Genomic DNA, 20,940 nt, shown 5'->3' with positions numbered 1-20,940 from the left:
GCTACCGACCGCAGGGCCGGACTCCCGGATCGTGTCGGCGGACGACCGGGCCCGACGCGGACGTACCCATTTCGTTCAGGGTGGCCCGCAACCGTTCCGGCACCGGAGACGGTCGGTCCGCCTCGTCGAGATGAACCACCGTGTGCGAGCCGGGGACGGCCACGTCGTCACCGCCGAGGATCCGCCACGCGTCGTCACCAGGTGTTCGCGACCGACGCGGATACGGGCCCCTCAGCCCGCTGCCGCCTTCCAGACGAAACCGTCAGGATCGACGAATGCTCCTGCGGTGCAGCCGATGACGACTCGGTGCGAACCCGTGCCGTCGACGGGAACCCCGAGGTCCTTGGCCAGACCCCGCCGCTTGTACAGGGCGAGCTTGACGGGACTCGATGCACCGGAAGTGAATTCGGCGTACTTGCCGCCGAAGCTCCGCCCCACGGTCAGGCCGCGCTCGACGTAGAACCGCTTGGTCGCCTTCACGTCGTCGACGCCGAGCAGCAGGACGACCTCGTCGATCTCGCGGGTGACGGGGCCGGTGTCCTTCTTCGCCGACGTCGCGACCTTCCAGATCGTGCCGTCCGGGGCCTGGACGACACCACCGTAGCCCCACAGGGACTTTGCGGCCGGTTTGATCACCTCGGCGCCGGCGTCGACGGCTGCGTCGAGGAATGCGTCGACCGTTGCGGGACCGGACACCGTGAGTGCCAGCGTGAAACCCCGGAAACCACTGGTGTTCTCGGTGGATTCCCGAAGTCGGATGTAGGCGTCGACCCCAAACCCCGTGTAGAAGCGGCGCGCGGCCTCGACGTCGGCGACCTCGAGAGTGACGGATGCGATGGACGTGGTGGATGCTGTGGTTGTTGTCATGAACTCAATGCTAGGAAGCGATGGTGGACTTGACTTCTCGATTCCTGATCGGTTCGACTTCCATATCGGCACACAGCATCGTCGCCAGGTTCGGCGCATGCGCGTCCTTCCCGTCGATCCGGTCGTCGGGGCGACGCATGCCGGCCGAGTACTGCGCCTCGATGCGCGCACGGCCCCACTCGGGCAGACACATGAATTCTCCCTTTCTCCTCGTCGGATGACGAAAGCCCCCGGGGCGCCTGCCGAGGCAGGACCCGGGGGCTCGACCGTCAGGGTCGTGTCGCTCAGCGAAGCTCCTGGATACGAACCAGATTGCCGGCCGGATCCCGGAAGGCGCAGTCGCGGATACCGTACGGCTGCTCGGTCGGTTCCTGCACGACCTCGGCGTCGCCGGCCTGTACCTTCTCGAACGTGGCGTCGAGGTCGCGGGTGGCCAGCAGAATCCAGCCGTAGGTGCCTTTGGCCATCATCTCGTTGATGGTGCGGCGTTCGTTGTCGGTGATTCCCGGATCCACAGCCGGTGGTGCCAGCAGGAGGGAAATGTCGGATTGACCTTCCGGACCGACCGTGATCCAGCGCATCGTGCCCTGCCCGACGTCGCTGCGGACCTCGAAACCGAGGACGTCGCGGTAGAAGGCGAGCGATGCGTCGGGGTCGGTGTGGGGAAGGACGGTCGTGTGAATGGTGATGTCCATGCCGAAAGGCTAGAACGGCCACGCGATGTGCACTTCTCGATTCCTGATCGATCCGGCCCGAATGCGGTTCCTGAACGCCCCCCCGGGGGCGGGTCACCCGGACCGGCCCGGCGTGAGGAAACGGTGCGCTAACGGTTCTTGGCCGCAGCCTTCATCGACTTCTTGAACTCGCGTACCTCGTGCAGCGACTTCTCGTCGACGACGTCGGCGATCGACCGGCGCGAATCTTCCTGGCCGTAATCGCCCGCGGCCTCGCGCCACCCCGCCGGCTGCACACCCATCTGCTTGCCGAGTAGCGCCAGGAAGATGCGGGCCTTCTGGTCGCCGTAACCGGGCAGTGCCTTCAGCCGGCCGAGAACCTGCTTGCCGTCCGGCTCTCCCGACGTCCAGATGGCGGCCGCATCGCCGTCGTAGTCGTCGACGATCGCCGCGCACAGTGCCTGGATCCGCTGGGCCATCGATTTCGGGAACCGGTGCACCGCCGGGGGTTGTGCACAGACGGCGATGAAGTCGTCGAGATCGGCTTCCGCGATTGCCTGCACGTCGAGTCCGCCGAGCCGGTCGGCGAGCTTCTTCGGGCCGGCGAAGGCCGTCTCCATCGGAACCTGCTGGTCGAGAAGCATGCCGATGAGCAGTGCCAGCGGGTCGGCGGCGAGCAGCGCGTCGGCGTCCGGGTCCCCGACCAGATTCAGCGTCGATGCCATGGGTCGATCATGCCCTGCCCGTCATCGCCGTCGCCACAGTACCGCGACGGTGATCGCGACGACCGTGAGCGCCAGCGTCACGCTGAACGCGTACAGCCAGTGCGGGAACAGGGTCGGTTCCGACTCCGCCGGCACCGCGGCGAGTGCCGCAAACAACGCGACGACTGCGATGACGGAGGCCGCCGCGGACCATGCGCGGGCGAGCCGCGAATGGTGCTGACCGCGCAGTTCCACGCTGCGGCGTACCGCGTGTTCGATCACTTCGGCGGCCTCGGCGAGTTCGCCGTCGAGATCGGCGATCTCGTCGGCCACTCGACGCACCAGCACCGACCGGAGCTGTGTCGGCTGTGTCCACGAAGGGAATCGATCGTCGCGTATCGACTCCTTGCGCAGCAGGACCCGCTCCATTTTCCGGGCCTGCATCGCTGCGACGTCGTCGAGCGCGGCACGGAGCCGGTCGCCATCGAGGTCCTCGTGATTGCGTAGGTGCGCGAGCACCTGCCAGAAGTCCCGCGAGCAGCTCGCACGCATCGCGACCCAGGACAGCAGCCCGAAGATCATCTCCCCGGTTCCGCGAGTCGTGTAGTCGCTGTCCACCGCGGTCGCCTCGAGATCGAGCAGCACAGCGCCCGAGTCCTCCCGCACGGCGATCGCGGCGCCGGGTTGCGCGGGCACGTCGACGAGACGGACCCGGTCCCATCCCCACACGACACCCCACGTGCGGGCAGCGGCACGGGCGGTCGGCCCCGTCGTGCTGCCGTCGACCAGGTCGCGCACCCGCTCGCCCCCACTCGACACGACCTCCACCATCAGGGCCTCGACGACCTCGCGGTCGCCGACCCCGCGATGCCGGTGCACGACGATCTCGTGCAGCGGCCGGTAGGTGGTGGGCGCGGGCATCATCCGGTTGATCCCGGGGAACAGATCTTCGAGAGAAGCCGACGACGTCAACCCGAACGGGGCGAGGAAGCCGTCGACGGTGGGCCGGAAACCCTGGCCGTCACGGTCCTGCAGCGGATCGATGCGCCGGCCCACCAGCGGTGACTTGTCGGTCAGCGCCTCCAACGCGAGCACGAGACCGTGTCCCGGGATCTCCCACAATGACACGCAGGTCGCGGGCGCGCCGACGTACGGACGCGCCGTTGTCGAGCCCGAGCGCAGCGCCCCGGTCGAGACACCGAATGACACGTCGGGATGTGCGCGGTCGACGATGTGCCGGTATGCGAGCAGAACCGCGGGGCGAACACCGTGATCGGTGGCGGGGTCCGCGCCGACCCGTGCGGGAAGGAACGGCTCGACCGCCTCGACGCGGGGAATCGGCGGACGCGGGACCGTCGAGGCGTCGATATCGAGCGCCAAGAGAAAAACATCGAGCACGCCGTGACATCCCGTAACGGACGCGACGGCGGTGACGCCGGCCCCGGACTTCACGAGAGCGCGGTCTTCCATCACACTCACCACTTCCGAACCCGCCGCGGGAACTCGCGGCGACCCTGATCGGGCAGTATGGCACTTCCTGTGAAAAAAACCCACTCGGGCCGTTTTTCGAGGTCAACCCCACTACGTCGCGGGTTGTCCACGCTCGGTCCACCGGTTCTCCACAGGTTAGTCCACAGCCTGGGCACAACTTGCCCGGAGCGAGCGCTTCCCCGGAGCGAGCGCTTCCCCGGAGCGAGCGAATGTATCGTTCGTCTCCTTCAATCGACCCAGCGATACATTCGCTCAGGAAACCCGCGCACAGGACGCCGGGGGCGCGGACGGCATACCCGACCGATGCCCCCGAAACGCATCCGCCGCCCCACCCTCGGCGGGGTGCGGCGGCGGATGGAAGCCGGTAGCTCGCTCAGTCGGCGAGAGCCTTCTCGGTCGCGGCAAGCAGCACGCACGTGGCGACGCCATCCATCGCGGTCGCGAGCTCGTCGAGCGACGGGAAGCTCGGCGCAAGCCGGATGTTCTTGTCGTCGGGGTCGTTCTTGTAGGGGAAGGCCGACCCGGCACCCGTCAGAGCGATGCCGGCGTCCTTCGCCAACGCGATGACGCGCTTCGCGGTGCCCTCGACCACGTCGAGGCTGATGAAGTAGCCGCCCTTCGGTTCCGTCCAGGACGCGACCTTCGACGCACCGAGACGATCCTCGAGGATCCGCAGCACCAACGCGAACTTCGGCGCGAGGATCTCGCGGTGCTTGGCCATGTGGGCACGCACACCGTCGGCATCGCCGAAGAACCGCAGGTGCCGCAGCTGGTTGATCTTGTCCGGGCCGATGGTCTTGATACCCAGAAACTTCTGGTACCAGGCCAGGTTGTCGGCGGACGCTCCGAAGAAGCTGACCCCCGAACCGGCGAAAGTGATCTTCGACGTCGACGCGAGCGTGAACACCCGGTCCGGGTTCCCGGCGGCGGTCGCGAGCCCGAGGATGTCGATGGCCGGCGCGCAGTCCTCGACGAGGGGATGCACCGCGTACGCGTTGTCCCAGAAGATCCGGAAGTCGGGGGCCGCGGCGGGCATGGACACCAGCGCCCGGGCGACGTCCTCGGAGTAGACGGCGCCGGTCGGGTTCGAGTACGTCGGCACCGCCCACATGCCCTTGATCTGCGGATCCGCGGCAACCAACTCGGCGATCAGGCGGGTGTCCGGGCCGTCGTCGCGCAGCGGCACCGGGATCATCTCGATGCCGTAGGACTCGGTGATCGCGAAGTGACGGTCGTACCCGGGGGCCGGGCAGAGGAACTTGACGACCGGTTCCTGCGACCACGGACGCGGCGAGCCGACGGTGCCGTGCAGCAGCGACGCGACGATCAGGTCGTGCATGATCTCGAGACTCGCGTTGTTGCCGGCGACGAGGTTCTCGACGGGGATGTTCAGCAGCTCGGCGAAGATCGCGCGCAGCTCCGGCAGGCCGGCCAGGCCACCGTAGTTGCGGCAGTCGGTGCCGGCAGCGTCGCGGTAGTCGCCCTCGCCCGGCAGCGACAGCAGCTCCGCGGAGAGATCGAGCTGTTCGGGGGACGGCTTGCCGCGGGTCAGGTCCAGCGTGAGCTTCTCGGTCTTCAGCCGGTCGTAGTTGGCGGACTGGCGCTCGTGCTCTGCAACGAGTTCCTCATGGCTCATCAACCCGATCTGGGTTTGGACAGGCATGCGGAAGAACCTTTCACCGTGCACGGCGACACGGGCATCGGCGGAGATTAAGGGGACCCCGCGCACCCGGCAGAGCCCGTTGACCCTTGCTGCCTTCCGGCCCTGGGGGAGTTCACAGGATGCGCGCCGCGCGGGATCCATCGGCAAGTGTAGAGGACACTCCACGCGACCGCGGAATCACCCCGGCACAACCCCGGCAAAATGCGTCACCACCTGCTCGTTTGGCAAGAATCGCGGAGTGTTCGGTATGCTTCCCCACGGAGGATTCGCCTAGTGGCCTATGGCGCTCGCCTGGAACGCGGGTTGGGTTAACGCCCTCAGGGGTTCAAATCCCCTATCCTCCGCCACACGGAACGCCCGTGACCAGCAGAAATGCAGGTCACGGGCGTTTCTTCGTTCCTGGCCGTGCAACGGGACGTCACCGATCTCGGCGGGGCACCAGCCACAGTGCACCGGTCTGCGCCGGCGACGAAGCAAGCTGCTCACCGATCTCCCGGGCTGCGTCGATCTGCTCCTTGGTCGCCCGTAGCTGCCGGCGGAACACCTCCTGGCGGCGGCCGTCCTCGAGGACCAGGGCAATACACCACAGGCCGAGCCACGACGTCTTCGGCGCACCGACCGGGGTTGCCTCCGACAAGCGCCGGCCCCGGTACCGGTCGAGGAACTGCACCGTCGCAGCGTTCACATCGATGTCGAGGGCGATCGACAGAGCGAGCATCGCGTCGTCGGATGGCTGCCAGTCATCGGGAAGGACGGGGTCGTCGACCGGACCGCTTGCGGTCAGGTGAAGTCGCGGCTCGGTCTCCATGACGCCATCGTGGCCTCCTCCCCATGCCGAGAGGATCGGACACGCCGCAGCACGACGATGCAGCGGTCATGAGCGACGAGGGGCGACCCAGCACTCGACATCAACTTCCCGGAACTCGATGTCGAGTACGTGGCCGCGGATTCGTCCGGTCGGACCGGTCGGGTGCGGGTGGTCGGCAGCTCCTTTCGACCACGGCGACGAACTCACGATCGCGATTCGACAGGTGCCAGCTGTCGAGCGACAGCCATGCCGCCCGCGGGTGCGACTCTCGCACATGACGGCACGGCGTACGAGCGGCAACGCGCAGGCCCGCTTCAATCCCGGATGCGTTTGGAGTTCGTGGACCCGTCGACGTGAGGCTCGATCAAGGACGTGGTCACGGCGGCCCGGCCGCGCCACGCGGCCATTGCATTTCTCGGGGCAGCGGCGCCGGAGATGCTGCCGTTGCGCAGGGGAGACATGCTCGTGGTGAACGCGTCCGATTCGGCGGTGCGGTCGCGCTCGACGTGCCCGGAAGCGATCGATGCGTATCTCCGGGCAGGAGTACGGGTTACAGCGAACGCGACCTGCACGCCAATGTGATCGCGACACCGACGGCGGCGTTGATCGGTTCGGCGAATGCATCCGCCCACTCCCGGGATCTGGCGCTGGAAGCGAGCATCATCACCGACAGCCAGGACATCATCGATCAGCTTCGCGAGTTCGTCGAGGGGCTGGCCGACGAGAGCAAACAGGTCACCGCAGCCGACCTACCACGGTTGCAGAAACTGTGGGACGAGGGCGAATCGAACGATCCCCGCCGCGCCGTTCCCGGCGTGAACCAGTATCCGGAGGGCCTGATCCAGGACTTCACCGCCGGATTCGCACTCAATGAATGGAGCCCACACCATCACACCCGAGATGACCGAAAGGCGAACGGGGACGTCCGCAAGACACACCGTGACCCGTCGATCGGCGTCGACTGGCTCATCCTCGACAAGGAGGACCCCGGATACGACGTGGGGACAGTGCTGTTCGTCATAGACAAACAGGGCATCGAACCACCCGGGTGATCGCACCGAAGGCTCTGCCGCGTGGCAGTGGATGTCGATACCAAGTCGACCGATACGCTCGGGCGACATCAACGACTGGGTCCCGTGGGATCAGCTCGATGTGACCCTCGGACCTCTGCAATCAACGATCGAGGACAACGGGGGATGGCGCGAAGGCAGCGTCACCGATGTCGACGGGATCGGATGCGGGCTCCTCGCACTATGGGGGATCGAGGTACCTAACGACTCCGCCCCCTGTAACTGCCGGGCTCTCGAGAGCCCGGCACCTGTCCAGCGGCGACGGACAGGAACGAAAACGCCCGACATGCCAGGCCCGGTCGGGCGTGCCGATGGCTCGAGCTCCCCGGCGGATGGCCCGACCGGAACGATCGCCGGCTTGGCGTCCTTGATCACGATGCCCCGCCCGGTCTCGCCCTCAGCCATTCGGAACGCGATCTACCAGCCGCCGCTTGCGGTACTGCGCACCCCCCGCGAGCTGGGCGTAGTCGGATGTGGTCGGTCACCACGTCCCTTACACTGATAGCGGCCAATTCGGCAGGTCAACGCGCCTATGGTGTCGAGCATGAGGGGAGTTGAGATGTCCGTCGTACCGAGGAAGGTCATCCGGCAGAAGCTCATGCAAACCGCGGTCCTGAACAAGATCGAACGTGAGCATCTGCCGGTGGACACCGACCAGATTCACCGGAACCTGGACAGGATCCGTGAGCAGGTCCGCGGCAAGTCCATGACCGAGTATGTGGAGCGTTGGGACCAGCTCCTGCGAACCGGGGATATCGACACGATCCGCCGAGTGGTGCTCTCCGACGACGAGGTGGGGCAGGAGATGCGGAATCTGTCGCCCCTGACCGTTCTGTTGACCGAGTCCGAGCGCCTCGACGTTCTCGACACCGTGCGACACCACGCGGCGTGAACCGCGAACAGTTCGCACAGGCAATCAGGACCGCGTGTGCCTATCTCGACGAACCGTACGTCGTGGTCTTCGGCTCGCAGTCCATCCTCGGGAGCTACGACGACTCGGCACTCCCCATGGAAGCAACCATGTCGCGCGAGGTGGACATCACGCCTGGTAGCGCATTCGTGACCGGGATCGACCTCGAAGACAAGCTCAGCGTCCTGGATGTCTTCGTCGGGGAGGACTCACCCTTCCACGACCTGCACGGGGTCTATGTCGAAGGCATCCACAAGGACACCGTGGTGCTGCCGAACGAATGGGAGAACCGACTCGTTCACTTCACTGCCGACGATGGATCCGGCGCAAAGTACGGACGAACCGGCTTGTGTCTCGACCCGGTGGACCTGTGTGTCGCCAAGAGTATTGCCGGTCGGACCAAGGACCACGAGTTCGTCTCCGCTCTCATCCGAGACGAACTCGTCGGAGCCGGCGACATCCTCGACCGCATCGCTACGGCCGGGATCCAATGGCCGGCTGTCTACACCGACGATCGTGAGCTGGCGCTGACCCGTGCGACGCGCTGGCTCGAATCCGTCATCACCGATTGAGTATCCATCGCGGATGCGGAGGGCTGGCTGCCGATATTCGCAGCGCGCGTATCGACCCGATTGGCTGGCGCCTACGCCCACGTTTCGTTAACAGCCGACAAAACGGTGGTTCCGGTCCTGTTCTCGGCAGTCCGAGAGAGAATGGGTTCGATGCGTGTCTCGCGTCGAGACAGTCACACGAGTTCTGTTACCTCTGTTGTGCGCGTCGGAGCCGCTATCGCCGATATCCCTGGCGACGCCCGTTCTTGCCGATTAGGCGTTGCCGATCGACCGGCTCCTGTGGGTGCAGCACCTGCTGGAGGTCATTGATCGTTTCGTCGTCGAGCTCGGCATGGAGCGCACCTGCCGCCCAGTCCCATTCAGGTGTCGACCAGACACAGAACCGTGCACCCCACACGACGCACCGCGGCCATCCGTCGGCCCAGGGTCAGGTCACCCATACCGCGGTGAACTCGTACCACGGCCCATCGATATGAGTCGATTCGAATCGCTCTATTCCCGAGCGGTCCGGACGGGGCCTTCTGTGAATAGAACCAGCCTCCGGAGGTGGTCAGGAACGCCTGGTCGGAGTCGTAGAAGTGCAGCATCGCATCACGGCGACCGAACAGCCCACTCGGCCACCCACCGGTCGCCGGCATGGTCCAGGTTCAGTGGCGGGGCCCACTGCTCGATGACGGCGGGCCTACGGCAGCCGGATGCGGGTGGTCGCACCAGGCAGCCGCAGGGGGTGTGCATCCGGGCGGTGAGCCTCACCTCGTCCTCGGCGACGAGCACCACGCGGGCGGTGCGCTCGGTGCGGTAGAGCTGTTCGGCGAGCAACAGGCCGGCGACGGTCCGGCGCAGCGTCGAGCTAACACTACGCCGCAGATGATTGCTGATGATCCGGCGCCTCAGGTGGTCGATGCAGGTACGGATTGGGGATACGACATCACGTCTCATCCGCACCGGCGGAAGACCCTGTTGTGGTCGCGGTGGCCGCGCACGAACACATGGCCTCCGTCCGGGAGCCGGTCTCGTTGGCCTTCGGTCACGGCAGGTCCGCGTCCACCTCACGCAGGCGACGGCGCACCCGCACAGCGCGGGCATCGGCCCCGCTCGCCCGCATGGTGTTCCAAGGGCGCCACGGTCAGTTCGCTGCTGTCCACGCCGGAACCCTACGAGGACCTCGTGACATGACGAAGCACCCTGCCCTCGCATTCGCGCCGCCGATCGGGAACGATGACGCCGTGCCGTCGACATCCCGCTTTCTGCCCTGGATTCTCGCGTTGGCCGCGGGTGTGATCGCCGCGGACCAGCTCTCCAAGTGGTGGGCGGAGTCGGCCCTGGTTCCGGGTCGGACGACGCCCGTCGTGGGCGAGATCCTCGAATGGCGGCTCGTGTACAACTCCGGCGCGGCCTTCGGGCTCGGCGCCGAACACACCTGGGTGCTGACGGTGTTCGCGGGCCTCGCCGTCGTCGCCCTCACCGTGATGGCGACGCGGCCCCTCACCGGGGCATGGACGGTCGGCGTCGGGGTGCTGCTGGGCGGCGTCACGAGCCACCTGGGTGATCGCCTGCTCCGCGCGCCGGGGTTCGCTCGCGGGCAGGTCGTCGATTTCATCGCCTACAACAAGTGGTTCATCGGCAATGTCGCCGACATCGCCATCGTCGGCGGCGCGGCGTTCCTGGCGATCCTGACCCTGCTGGGCATGCAGACACGTCCGGACACAGCCGCCGCTCCAGGCTGAGCACTGAAACGAAATCTGCTTGGCAACAACACAATTCGGCTATTCGCAGGCAATGCCGTCGCGGTCGCCGTCCATCTCCGGACGGTAACCGGGCTGTCCGGCATACAGGGGTGCGGCGCCGGCCGCACGGGCCGCCGCGCAGTTCTCGAAGTACACCGGCGCCCCGTCCTGCGGGACGGCCGGCGCGGGCTCGCGCGTCGTCGCCGGGATGCCGGCCTCCGGGGCCTGCGTCGGAACCGCCTCGGTCGCGACTCCGCCGCACTCGGTCAGTACCCGGACGATCGCGTCGTGCTCGGCCTGCGTCACCCACAACCCGTACGCCGCCTTCACCTGGACCTGCCGCGCCACATAGGTGCAGCGGTAGGCGCGGTTCGGCGGCAGCCAGGTGGCGGCATCGCCGTCACCCTTGCGCTGGTTCGTCGGGCCGTCGACGGCCTGGAGATTGCGCGGATCGTTCGCGAAGTCCGCGCGGGTCTGCGCGTCGAGTTGCTGCGCGCCCTTCTGCCAGGCGTCCGACAACGCGACGACGTGGTCGATCTGCACGGCCTCGGATGTGTCCTGACCGCGGGTGAACGGAATGGTCGCGCCGGTATAGGCGTCGTGCAGGGTGCCGGACAGGACGACGCAATCGCGGGTGCCCGGTTTGAACTCGATATCGACGAGGTCGCGGCGCAGGATGTCGTTGCGGGTGTCGCAGCCGTTGTGGCCGCCGGCGACGCCGACGTCGTCACTCCACGCCTGACCGAACAACTCGCGGTCGTATCCGGTCTTCGGGGCACGGCCCTTGATCGGGAGTTCCGCGAAGACCGCAAGCGCAGCCGACGCCTCCGACGTCGACGAACCGCTCGCCCGCGCGCCGGGTTCGGTGGGTGCGGGGGCGGCCGTGGCTGTGGCGGTGGCGGTGGCCGGCGCCGACCGGGAAACTGTCCCAGTCGTGGGGTCCGCGGTCGCGCCGCATCCCGTGACGGTCGCAATCGCGGCGACGACGGCAACGAGCCGGCCGCCACGGTTCAAGGTCGTCGATAGGCCGGTCACTCGAGGTACTCCTGGGCACGGGGGTGGGTCCGTGGACTGTCGCCGGACCACACCACCTCGTTACACGGGAAGCCGGTCAGGCGTGGGTGAAGTCCATCGACGGGGACCCGTTCTCCGCCTCGGGCACAGTCGACCGTTTCCGTTCACCGGAAACCTCTACTGGACAGAGCCGTGTGATCCATGTCTCAATTAGCTGTGATCCCTAACTTTCTGCCGACTTCGAATGCCCTGGGCCGATCCACGGTCGACAAGCTTCCACCTGCGAGCGAGGTGAGCGGTCTCGTTCATCTCCGGGAAGAGGACCGGGAAATCTGGGAGCGCGCCGCGCGGTTCCTCGACGTCCGCAGCAACGACAGCCACACCGTCTACGCCTACGGCCTCGCCCGCGCCCTGGTGGACCTGCATCCGGACGCGGACCCGGAGATCGTGCTGCCTGCGATCCTGCTCCACGACACGGGCTGGTCCCAGGTCCCTCCCGGCGATGTACTCGAGGCGATCGAGCCGGGTGCCGGGCGTCATGATGTCGTGATCACGCACGAGAAGGAGGGCGCGAGGATCGCCACCGAGGTCCTGACCGACCTCGGTTTCGAACAGCACCGGATCGACGAGATCGTGACCATCATCGACGGACACGACACCCGGCTCACGGCCCTCTCGCTCAATGACGCCCTGGTCAAGGACGCCGACAAGCTGTGGCGACTGACGCCTCACGGCGTGGAGACGGTCATGAACTGGTTCGGCCTGGATCGGGAGCAGGCTCACCGCCTCATCGGCTACCGGGTCCACGAGCACCTGTTCACGGAGGCGGCCAGGGTGATGGCCCGCGGCCTTGCCGCGATCGTGTCGATAGACTGCGCCCCCGAGCGCCGCGCCCTGGGCTGACCGGTGCGCACCAACGAGACGGGACGCACCGTTACTTCCCGCGTCCTCGCGATCCTCGAGGCCTTCGAGGCCAACGGCCCGACACTGACGCTCTCGCAGGTGGCCGAGCACACCCGGATGCCCGTGTCGACCGCCCATCGTCTGATCGGCGAACTCGAGGAATGGGGCGCGCTGGCGCGCGACGACAACGGCCGCTACCACGTAGGCCTGCGTCTGTGGGGACTTGCCCAGAGCGGCGGGCTCCGCCTCCGCGACAGCGCGAGGCCATTCCTGCAGGACCTCTTCTCCCTCACGCAGGAGACCGCGCACCTCGCCATCCGCGAAGGCAGCGAGGCGCTGTATGTCGACCGCATCTACAGCTCCAAACGCGTCCCTCGGGCGTCCCGGATCGGCGGTCGGCTGCCGCTGCATGCGACCGCCGTCGGCAAGGTCCTGCTCGCCTACGAGGCACCGTGGTTCCGCGACGCCTACCTCCACGAACACCTGGAGGCCCCCACGAAACGCACCCATGTGAATCCCGGGGCGCTCGCCCGGGAGCTCGCACAGATCGCCGACCAGGGATACGCGATCACCAACGAGGAAGTCCGGGTCGGGGCCTGCTCGATCGCCGTCCCCGTCCGCGGACGGCCGGACGCCACCGAGGCGGCGATCGGCCTGGTCCTCCTCGCGACGCAGTCCACCAACCTCACCCGCCACCTTCCGGTATTGACGGGCACGGCCACCCGGATCGAGGCGGCCATCGCGCGCTACCCGTTCACGATGACCGGCCAGCCGGCCCGGAATCCAACCGGCCGTCCAGGTGGAAATGACTTCCGGTGAATGGAAACGCGCCATTGTGACGCGGACAACACCGATCCAAACTGACTCCATCAACCACACGGGAGTTGCATGTGACTACAAACCTCTCGACCTCGCCGGCCGGATGCCCTGTTCCTCACGGAGACAAGGCCCATCACGGCTACGAGCCCTTCGACCAGAACGACCCGTTCCCCGCGTACGCCGAACTCCGGGCCGAGGCACCGGTGTTCTTCGACGAGCGGATCGGATACTGGGTCGTCACCCGCTACGACGACATCAAGGCGGTCTTCGAGGACTGGCAGACGTTCAGCAGCGAGAACGCTCAGGCCCCCGTGCGTGAGCGCGGCGCAGAAGCCACCCGGATCATGACCGAGGGCGGCTTCACGGCGTACTCCGGCCTGTCGGCCAGGGTGCCGCCCGACCACACCAGGATCCGCAAGATCGCTTCGAAGGCGTTCACCCCGCGGCGGTACAAGGTTCTCGAGCCCAGCATCCGCGCACAGGTCGTCGGCCTGCTGGAGAACATGCTGGAGCGCCCGGGGAACGAGGGCGACATCGTCGCCGACCTGGCGTACGAGGTTCCGACGGTGACGATCCTGACCTTGATCGGGGCGGACACCGGCCAGGTCCCGACCTTCAAGCGATGGTCCGACTCGCGCGCCGCGATGACGTGGGGCGACCTGAGCGACGAGGAGCAGATCCCGCACGCACACAACCTCGTCGAGTACTGGACCGAGTGCCGGCGACTGGTGGCCGAGGCGCACGAGAAGCAGCCCGACAGCTTGATCGGCGACCTGGTTCGCGCCCAGGCCTCCGGGGACGAGATCAGCGACCACGAGATCGCGTCGGTGGCGTACAGCCTCCTGTTCGCCGGCCACGAGACCACCACGACTCTCATCTCGAACGCGGTACGAGTCCTGCTCGGCCACCCCGAACAGTGGCAGCAGCTGGTGGACGACCCGTCGAAGATCCCGGCGGCGGTGGACGAGGTGCTGCGCTACAGCGGCTCGATCACCGCGTGGCGCCGCAAGGCGCTGACCGACGCGACGATCGGCGGGGTGTCGATCGCCGCGGGCGATCAGGTCCTGCTGGTGATGGGTTCCGCGAACCGCGACGAGGCCAAGTTCGCCGACGGCGAGACGTTCGAGATCGACCGTCCGAATGCCCGGGAACACCTGTCCTTCGGCTTCGGCATCCACTACTGCCTCGGAAACATGCTCGCAAAGCTGCAGACGAGGATCGCCCTGGAAGAGCTGGTTCGGCTGGTGCCCGACCTCCGGTTGCGCCCCGGTACGTCGATCGCGTTCCGCGAGAACTTGTCCTTCCGGGTTCCACAAGACGTCCCGGTGACGTGGGGAGATGCGGAATGACCACCTACATCCAGTTCTTCGACGAGGGCCTGCCGTCCGAGCACGAGTTGCTCGGGGGCAAGTGCGCCTCGCTGGTGACGATGACGGCCGCCGGCATGCCGGTCCCGCCCGGATTCGCCGTCACGACGGCGTTGTACGAAGCCTTCATCGCCGAGTCCGGTCTCGGCGAGGTGATCGCAGCGAAGCTCGACGGCCTCGATCCGAGCGATGTCGCCCAGGTCGATCGCGTCTCCGCGGCGATCCGCGAGGAGATCTGCTCCCGTCCGGTGCCCGAGCACCTGCGTGAGCCCACGATCGCGGCGTACGGCGCCCTCCAAGCCCGGTTCGCCGAGCCGGTGCCCGTCGCCGTGCGCTCGTCGGCGACGGCGGAGGACCTGCCGGACGCGAGCTTCGCCGGCCAGCAGGACACCTACCTGTGGCTCACGAGCCTGGCCGACGTGCTCTCGCACATCCGGGCCTGCTGGGCCTCGCTCTACACCAGCCGCGCGATCATCTACCGGCTCAAGAACGGGATCAGCGAAGAAGGACTGTCGATGGCCGTGGCCGTGCAGAAGATGGTCAACGCCCGGGTCGCGGGGGTCGCGATGACGCTGAACCCGCACAACGGCGACCGTTCCAAGGTGACCATCGACGCCTCCTACGGTGTCGGTGAATCGGTGGTCTCCGGTCATGTCACCCCGGACAACATCCTCATGGACAAGGTGATGCTCAGCGTCGTGCAGGAACACATCGGCGCCAAGCACATCGAGCTGGTCCCGGACGCGACCGCCGGTCGCCTCACCGAGCGTGAGGTCGAGCCCGAGCGCTGCACCGTCCGCTGTCTCACCGACGACGAGCTGAAGGCGGTCGCAACGCTCGCGAAGAGCGCTGAGCGCCATTACGGCACCCCGCAGGACATCGAGTGGGCGCTCGACCGTGACCTGCCCGAGGGCCAGGACCTCCTGCTCTTGCAGGCCCGTCCCGAAACCGTCCATTCGGTCACCAAGCCGGTCGCTGCTGCGGCCACCGCCCCGCTCGGAGCAGGCACCGGATTCTCGGGGCTCGGCGGCATCACCGCCGCCCTGCTGGGTAGCGGCGGCTCGTACGCACCCTCGATCCCCACCCATCACCACCACGAGAGCAAGGAAACCTCGCGATGACCGTTGCTTCAGCCGCTCCGACGGTGAAGTCGTTCCCCAGCCCGTCGTCCCTGCCGGTGCCGGAAGGCGCCGAGGGATGGGAGAAGCTGTACCCCTACTACCTGACGTTCGACAACGACGCGGGCTCCGACGACGAGAAGTTCTGGTTCTGCGACAGCCAGCACTGGCCGACGGCGTACAAGCCGTTCGAGACCATCGGCGGCGAGTTCGCGGTCAAGTGCCTCGGGCAGTACAACACGCGTCACCTGCTGATCCCGCCGGCCAACGGCATCGAGTTCAAGATCCACCTGGGCTACCTCTACATGAGCCCGGTCCCCGTCCCCGAGGACCAGATCCCCGGCCGCGTGCCGGAGTTCGAGCGGCGCGTAGGCCACTACTTCCAGAACTGGGACAGCCTGCTCGCCCAGTGGAAGGAAAAGGTCCTCTCGACGATCCGGGAGATGGAGACTCTCGAGTTCTCCCCGCTGCCGGACATGGTGCCGTTCGACGACATCGTCTCGGGCAAGGCCAAGGACGGCAGCGAAGTCCTCCTGGAGAACTACGACCGGCTGATCCAGCTCTGCTACCAGAACTGGCAGTACCACTTCGAGTTCCTCAACCTCGGCTACCTCGCCTACCTCGACTTCTTCAACTTCGCGAAGGAAGTCTTCCCGGGCATCCCCGACCAGGCCATCGCGAAGATGGTCCAGGGCGTCGACATGGAGTTGTTCCGTCCCGACGACGAGCTCAAGAAGCTGGCAACGCTGGCCGTCGAGCTCGGCCTGCAGTCCGCGTTCGCCGACACCGACGACGTCGACGGCACCCTCGGCGCTGTCGGCGCCCTCCCGGGTGGCGACCAGTGGGTGGCGGCGTACCGGGCGGCCCAGGACCCGTGGTTCAACTTCACCGTCGGCAACGGCTTCTACGGCCACGACAAGTACTGGATCGAGCACCAGGAGATCCCGCTCTCCTACATCAAGGACTACATCCGCCGGGTGGATGCCGGCCAAGATATCCTCCGCCCGGTCGAGCAGCTCATCGCCGAGCGCGACCGCATCATCGAGGAATACCGCTCGTTGCTCGACGGCGACAATCTCGCCACCTTCGACGGCAAGCGCGGGCTGGCCGCCACCGCCTACCCATACGTCGAGAACCACAACTTCTACATCGAGCACTGGACGATGGGCGTGTTCTGGCGCAAGGTCCGCGAGCTCAGCCGGGTCTTCGTCGGCGCCGGTTTCTGGGGCGAGCAGGGCGACCTTCTGTACCTGAACCGCAACGAGGTGCGCGACGCGCTCTTCGACCTGATCACCGGCTGGGCGGTCGGTGTGCCGGCCATCGGGCCGGCGTACTGGCCCGCCGAGATCGAGCGCCGCCGCAAGATCGTCGACGCGCTGGACTCGCAGCGGCCCGCTCCGGCGCTGAACACCCCGCCGCCGCAGATCACCGAGCCGTTCACCCAGATGCTGTGGGGCATCACGACCGAGCAGGTCCAGCAGTGGCTCGCCGACGACGACGGCGACGACACCGGCGTGACCGGCATGGCCGCCTCCCCCGGTGTCGCCGAGGGCCGCGCTCGCGTGGTCTTCCACGCCGATCAGCTCGGCGAGGTCCAGGACGGCGAGATCCTCGTCGCCACGATCACGGCGCCGAGCTGGGGGCCGATCTTCGGCAAGATCAAAGCCACCGTCACCGACATCGGCGGGATGATGTCGCACGCCGCGATCGTCTGCCGGGAGTACGGCCTGCCGGCCGTCACCGGCACCGGCAACGGCTCGACCACCATCCAGACGGGCCAGCTGATCCGAGTCGACGGCAACACGGGCCGGGTCGAGATCCTTGAGGACTGACACCGTGCCCGACACCACCACCTCCCGCCGCACCGTGCTCATCACCGGTGCGGCGGGAGGACTGGGACGCGCTTTCGCCCTCGGCTTCGCCGAGCGGGGGTACGACGTCGCCGTCGCCGACATCGACCCGGTCGGGGTCGAGGAGACCGCCCGCCTGGTCCAGGAGACCGGGGGCCGTGCCTGGCACGGTCCGGTGGACGTGACGTCCACCGCCTCCACCGAAGCCCTGTGCGCGGCGGCCGCCGAGTTCGGCGAGGGGACGATCGACGTCGTACTCAACAATGCGGCGATCTACGCCACGGTGACGCGGTCGCCGCTGGAGAAGATCGATCCGGACGAGTGGGACCGGGTCATGGCCGTCAACGCGAAGGGCCCCTGGCTCATGGCGCGTGCGGCCAGCCCGTTCCTCCCCGAGGGTGGCCGTGTCATCAACCTGTCGTCCGCCACCGTCTATTCCGGCTCGGAGCAGTGGGCGCACTACGTGGCATCCAAGGGCGCGGTCATCGCGCTCACCCGGGTGATGGCCAAGGAGTTCGGCCGCCGTTCGATCACGGTCAACGCGATCGCGCCGGGCTTCACCCTCACCGAGGCCAGCTACGGACTCATGGACGACGCCGCATCCTACGGTGTCGACCGCGGCGCGCTGCGCAGGGCGAGCCAGCCCGGCGACATCGTGGGGGCCGCCCTGTTCCTCGCCGGCCCCGACTCCGCCTACATCTCCGGCCAAACCCTCGTGGTCGACGGCGGCCGACAGTTCATCTGAAAGGACCTCAGGAGTAAAGCCATGGCCAAGATCACCCTGACAGACAGCGGCGGCGCAACCACCGTGCTGGACGCAAATCCCGGCGACTCCGTCATGGAGACCGCTGTACGCAACGGAGTCACCGGCATCGTGGCGGAATGCGGCGGCTCACTGTCCTGCGCCACCTGCCACGTGATCGTGGACGAGGCCGACTTCGCCGCCCTTCCCCCGATGGAGGAGATGGAGGACGAGATGCTGTGGGGCACCGCCGTCGACCGCCTCCCGACCTCGCGGCTCTCCTGCCAGATCCGAGTGACCGACGGACTGGACCTGCACGCCGCACTTCCCGAGACGCAGGTCTGAGATGACCGACGATCGCCCGGGGAACGGGCTCCTCATCGTCGGCTCCTCCCAGGCCGGGGTGCAGCTCGCGGTCTCGCTGCGCGCGCTGGGCTTCACCGATCCGGTGACGCTGCTCGGCGACGAAAACCACCGGCCCTACCAGCGGCCGGCGCTGTCCAAGGAGTTCCTGCAGGACAAGATCACCAAGGAGTCGCTGATCTTCCGCAGCGAGGACTACTGGCGCGAGCACGACATCGACGTCGTCAAGGGGGAATTCATCGAGAAGGTGCGCACGGACCCGGACGGCTCGGGCACGGCGCACACCGCCGGCGGCCGCACCTTCGCCTTCGACCGTCTCGCCCTCACGGTCGGGGCCCGGGCGCGCCGGCTCGATCTCCCGGGGGCCGGCCTCGACGGCGTGCTCTATCTGCGCAACGCCGACGACGCCCTCGAGCTGAAGGCACGAGCACCGCACGCGCAGCGGGTCGTGGTGATCGGCGGCGGCTTCATCGGCATCGAGGCCGCGGCCAGCCTGCACACCCTCGGCAAGAAGGTCACGCTCGTCGAGTACGCCGACCGGCTCGTGGCTCGCGCCGTCGGCGAGCAGACCTCCGCGTTCCTCGCCGACCACCACCGCAGCCGCGGCATCGACATCCGCCTCGGCACCGGGGTGGAGGCCATCGTCGGCGCCGACGGCCGCGTCACCGGGGTCGACATCGGCACCGAGGTGCTCCCGGCGGACATCGTCCTCGTCGGCATCGGGGTCGTCCCCAACACCGACCTTGCCGAGCAACTCGGGCTCGATGTCGACAACGGCATCGTCGTGGATCGCTACGCCACCGCCTCCGACGGGCACACCCTGGCCGTCGGGGACTGCGCCAACCTCCCCAATCCCGTCCCGGGTGCGCTCGAGGGCGCCCGGGTGCGGTTCGAGAGCGTCAACCATGCCATCGAGCAGGCCAAGGTCGCGGCCTACGCCGCCATGGGACGCCAGTCCGAGTACGCCGGCGTTCCGTGGTTCTGGTCCAACCAGGGCGACCTCAAGCTCCAGATCGCGGGCCTGTCGACCGATCACGACCAGGTCGTCGACCGCAGCCCGGCCGACCCCACCAAGCACTCGGTTCTGTACTACCGCCAGGGACGGCTGATCGCAGCCGACTGCGTCAACGTGCCGCTCGACTTCATGATGGTCAAGCAGGCCCTCGGTGCCCAGGTCGATCTCCCTGCCGATCAGGTCGCTGACCCGACCGTCCCCCTCAAACCGATCCTGACCGCGGCACTCGAAGGAAAGCACGCATGACGACCCATCCGCTCCCGCCCACGCCGATCGCCCCCTCCGGGACGATCGACACTTCACCGATCGCCCTGAGTCCGGCGTCCGGCGCCGAACTCGACCCGATCTGGGCGTCGATCGTGCCGGAGACCCGGGCCCGCTCCAACGACATTCACCTCCCCGTGTCGCTCGCCTTCGCCGAGCGGCTGGTAGCCGCCCACCCCGAAGCGGACGCGCTGCTGGTGCGGGTCGCGATCGTGCTGCACGACGCCGGGTGGGGCCGGGTCGACGAGAGCCGGATCCTCAGCGAAGGCTTCTCCGGCGACTGGCGCAAGGCCGCGATCCGGTTCGAGCACGAGAAGCAGGGATGCGAGATCGCTCGCGAGGTGCTCCCGCCGCTGGGGTACGACGAGGAATTCGTCGAGGAGGTCGTGGCCATCATCGACGGCCACGACACCCGCAAGGAGGCGTACTCCCTCGAAGACGCCCTGGTGCGGGACGCCGACCGGCTGTGGCGCTTCGACCACGTCGGCATCGCGCTCGCCGCGGGCTGGTTCAACATGGACTCGGCCACCTACTGCAGCAGGCTGCGCAGCGAGATCATCCCCGAGCTGCTCACGCAGGCCGCCGTCGAGATGGCCGTGGCCAGTCTCGACCGATCCGAGGCCCTCCTGAAGACCGACGTGATCCGATGACCGTGGCCGTCACCTTCACCCACGTCGACGACCTGTTCCTCGGCGGCAACTGGACACCGTCCGGTTCGCCGGAACGACTACCGGTCGTCGACCCGGCGACCGGCGAGGAGTGGGGCAGCATCCCGCAGGCGTCCGCAGCCGACCTCGATGCCGCTGTCGGCTCCGCCCGCGACGCGTTCGACTCGGGCCCCTGGCCGCGGCTCACCGCCGCCGAGCGCGCCGATCTGCTGCTCCGCATGGCCGACGAGGTCGAGAAGCGGGCGGAGCTGATCTCGGTCACGAACACCCGCGAGAACGGCTCGCCGGTGGCCGAGACGTCCGGTGCCGCGGCGAACGCGGCCGGCATCCT

At 67.6% G+C, this 20,940-nt stretch carries 24 protein-coding genes, 1 tRNA gene and 1 other RNA gene; 15 read left to right on the top strand and 11 right to left on the bottom strand.

Annotation, left to right across the window (positions count from 1 at the left end):
• Positions 1-231: 231 nt before the first annotated feature.
• The 7 genes from RZ1_RS16305 to ffs form a co-directional block, all read right to left on the bottom strand.
• A complete protein-coding gene (locus RZ1_RS16305) occupies positions 232-867 on the bottom strand; it encodes a VOC family protein (protein ID WP_174565213.1) in 636 nt (211 codons plus the stop codon).
• A gap of 10 nt (positions 868-877) precedes the next feature.
• Positions 878-1,060 carry a hypothetical protein gene (locus RZ1_RS30085; protein WP_139281870.1) on the bottom strand — a complete coding sequence of 61 codons (183 nt, stop codon included), beginning with the start codon at positions 1,058-1,060 and terminating at the stop codon, positions 878-880.
• A 91-nt stretch (positions 1,061-1,151) separates the two neighbouring features.
• The gene (locus RZ1_RS16300) at positions 1,152-1,562 is read right to left on the bottom strand and encodes a VOC family protein (RefSeq protein ID WP_072813481.1); all 411 of its coding nucleotides are present in this window, start codon (positions 1,560-1,562) and stop codon (positions 1,152-1,154) included.
• Between the two features lie 128 nt (positions 1,563-1,690).
• A complete protein-coding gene (locus RZ1_RS16295) occupies positions 1,691-2,266 on the bottom strand; it encodes an HhH-GPD-type base excision DNA repair protein (RefSeq protein ID WP_072813479.1) in 576 nt (191 codons plus the stop codon).
• A 21-nt stretch (positions 2,267-2,287) separates the two neighbouring features.
• Entirely contained in the window at positions 2,288-3,715 is a 1,428-nt protein-coding gene (locus tag RZ1_RS16290) for a hypothetical protein (protein ID WP_072813478.1), read from the bottom strand.
• A 394-nt stretch (positions 3,716-4,109) separates the two neighbouring features.
• Positions 4,110-5,399: an aspartate aminotransferase type Ic gene (locus RZ1_RS16285; RefSeq protein ID WP_072813538.1), complete on the bottom strand. Its 1,290-nt coding sequence runs from the start codon at positions 5,397-5,399 to the stop codon at positions 4,110-4,112.
• 47 nt (positions 5,400-5,446) lie between these two features.
• Positions 5,447-5,541: signal recognition particle sRNA small type (gene ffs / locus RZ1_RS16280), an RNA gene on the bottom strand.
• Between the two features lie 117 nt (positions 5,542-5,658).
• On the opposite strand from ffs, the gene RZ1_RS16275 reads away from it, so the two are divergent.
• Positions 5,659-5,746 (top strand) — tRNA-Ser (locus RZ1_RS16275).
• A 71-nt stretch (positions 5,747-5,817) separates the two neighbouring features.
• Here the strand turns inward: RZ1_RS16275 and RZ1_RS16270 are convergent.
• Both RZ1_RS16270 and RZ1_RS16265 read right to left on the bottom strand, forming a co-directional pair.
• Positions 5,818-6,207 (bottom strand): hypothetical protein, encoded by a 390-nt coding sequence (locus tag RZ1_RS16270; protein ID WP_072813476.1) that lies wholly within the window; start codon positions 6,205-6,207, stop codon positions 5,818-5,820.
• Positions 6,208-6,521: 314 nt separating this feature from the next.
• On the bottom strand, positions 6,522-6,779 hold the full coding sequence (locus tag RZ1_RS16265) for a hypothetical protein (RefSeq protein WP_072813474.1): 258 nt from the start codon (positions 6,777-6,779) through the stop codon (positions 6,522-6,524).
• Between the two features lie 6 nt (positions 6,780-6,785).
• On the opposite strand from RZ1_RS16265, the gene RZ1_RS16260 reads away from it, so the two are divergent.
• From RZ1_RS16260 to RZ1_RS16250, 3 genes are all read left to right on the top strand, one after another.
• Complete coding sequence (locus RZ1_RS16260) at positions 6,786-7,259, top strand: hypothetical protein (protein ID WP_072813472.1); 474 nt, start codon at positions 6,786-6,788, stop codon at positions 7,257-7,259.
• A 577-nt stretch (positions 7,260-7,836) separates the two neighbouring features.
• Entirely contained in the window at positions 7,837-8,169 is a 333-nt protein-coding gene (locus RZ1_RS16255) for a hypothetical protein (RefSeq protein WP_072813470.1), read from the top strand.
• Positions 8,166-8,759, top strand: a complete 594-nt coding sequence (locus RZ1_RS16250; protein ID WP_072813468.1) for a hypothetical protein — start codon at positions 8,166-8,168, stop codon at positions 8,757-8,759. Before RZ1_RS16255 ends, RZ1_RS16250 begins: the two co-directional genes overlap by 4 nt.
• 591 nt (positions 8,760-9,350) lie before the next feature.
• Here RZ1_RS16250 and RZ1_RS30950 read toward each other — a convergent pair.
• Positions 9,351-9,698, bottom strand: a complete 348-nt coding sequence (locus tag RZ1_RS30950; protein WP_238072105.1) for a hypothetical protein — start codon at positions 9,696-9,698, stop codon at positions 9,351-9,353.
• A 233-nt stretch (positions 9,699-9,931) separates the two neighbouring features.
• On the opposite strand from RZ1_RS30950, the gene RZ1_RS16235 reads away from it, so the two are divergent.
• On the top strand, positions 9,932-10,486 hold the full coding sequence (locus RZ1_RS16235) for a signal peptidase II (protein WP_083583733.1): 555 nt from the start codon (positions 9,932-9,934) through the stop codon (positions 10,484-10,486).
• A 39-nt stretch (positions 10,487-10,525) separates the two neighbouring features.
• On the opposite strand, the gene RZ1_RS16230 is transcribed toward RZ1_RS16235, so the two are convergent.
• Entirely contained in the window at positions 10,526-11,521 is a 996-nt protein-coding gene (locus tag RZ1_RS16230) for a GmrSD restriction endonuclease domain-containing protein (protein WP_072813464.1), read from the bottom strand.
• A 270-nt stretch (positions 11,522-11,791) separates the two neighbouring features.
• On the opposite strand from RZ1_RS16230, the gene RZ1_RS16225 reads away from it, so the two are divergent.
• The 10 genes from RZ1_RS16225 to RZ1_RS16180 form a co-directional block, all read left to right on the top strand.
• Entirely contained in the window at positions 11,792-12,403 is a 612-nt protein-coding gene (locus RZ1_RS16225) for an HD domain-containing protein (protein ID WP_072813462.1), read from the top strand.
• Between the two features lie 3 nt (positions 12,404-12,406).
• Positions 12,407-13,222 carry an IclR family transcriptional regulator gene (locus RZ1_RS16220; RefSeq protein ID WP_072813461.1) on the top strand — a complete coding sequence of 272 codons (816 nt, stop codon included), beginning with the start codon at positions 12,407-12,409 and terminating at the stop codon, positions 13,220-13,222.
• A 71-nt stretch (positions 13,223-13,293) separates the two neighbouring features.
• Positions 13,294-14,571, top strand: coding sequence for a cytochrome P450 (locus RZ1_RS16215; protein ID WP_139281869.1), 1,278 nt, complete (start codon positions 13,294-13,296; stop codon positions 14,569-14,571).
• Positions 14,568-15,710: a PEP/pyruvate-binding domain-containing protein gene (locus tag RZ1_RS16210; protein ID WP_072813458.1), complete on the top strand. Its 1,143-nt coding sequence runs from the start codon at positions 14,568-14,570 to the stop codon at positions 15,708-15,710. The genes RZ1_RS16215 and RZ1_RS16210 overlap by 4 nt, the downstream gene beginning before the upstream one ends.
• A complete protein-coding gene (locus RZ1_RS16205; protein WP_072813456.1) occupies positions 15,707-17,539 on the top strand; it encodes a PEP-utilizing enzyme in 1,833 nt (610 codons plus the stop codon). The genes RZ1_RS16210 and RZ1_RS16205 overlap by 4 nt, the downstream gene beginning before the upstream one ends.
• Before the next feature lie 4 nt (positions 17,540-17,543).
• Positions 17,544-18,302 carry an SDR family NAD(P)-dependent oxidoreductase gene (locus RZ1_RS16200; RefSeq protein WP_138998672.1) on the top strand — a complete coding sequence of 253 codons (759 nt, stop codon included), beginning with the start codon at positions 17,544-17,546 and terminating at the stop codon, positions 18,300-18,302.
• A 21-nt stretch (positions 18,303-18,323) separates the two neighbouring features.
• The gene (locus tag RZ1_RS16195; RefSeq protein ID WP_072813452.1) at positions 18,324-18,644 is read left to right on the top strand and encodes a 2Fe-2S iron-sulfur cluster-binding protein; all 321 of its coding nucleotides are present in this window, start codon (positions 18,324-18,326) and stop codon (positions 18,642-18,644) included.
• A gap of 1 nt (position 18,645) precedes the next feature.
• Positions 18,646-19,923, top strand: a complete 1,278-nt coding sequence (locus tag RZ1_RS16190; protein ID WP_072813451.1) for an NAD(P)/FAD-dependent oxidoreductase — start codon at positions 18,646-18,648, stop codon at positions 19,921-19,923.
• Positions 19,920-20,591 (top strand): HD domain-containing protein, encoded by a 672-nt coding sequence (locus tag RZ1_RS16185; RefSeq protein WP_072813449.1) that lies wholly within the window; start codon positions 19,920-19,922, stop codon positions 20,589-20,591. Before RZ1_RS16190 ends, RZ1_RS16185 begins: the two co-directional genes overlap by 4 nt.
• On the top strand, positions 20,588-20,940 hold a 353-nt coding region (locus tag RZ1_RS16180; RefSeq protein ID WP_139281868.1), incomplete at its 3' end, for an aldehyde dehydrogenase family protein. The genes RZ1_RS16185 and RZ1_RS16180, both read left to right, overlap by 4 nt.

This window comes from Rhodococcus zopfii NBRC 100606 = JCM 9919 (assembly GCF_001895025.1).
Taxonomy (GTDB): Bacteria; Actinomycetota; Actinomycetes; order Mycobacteriales; family Mycobacteriaceae; genus Rhodococcus; species Rhodococcus zopfii.
This window is presented reverse-complemented; position numbering and strand designations above follow the sequence as displayed.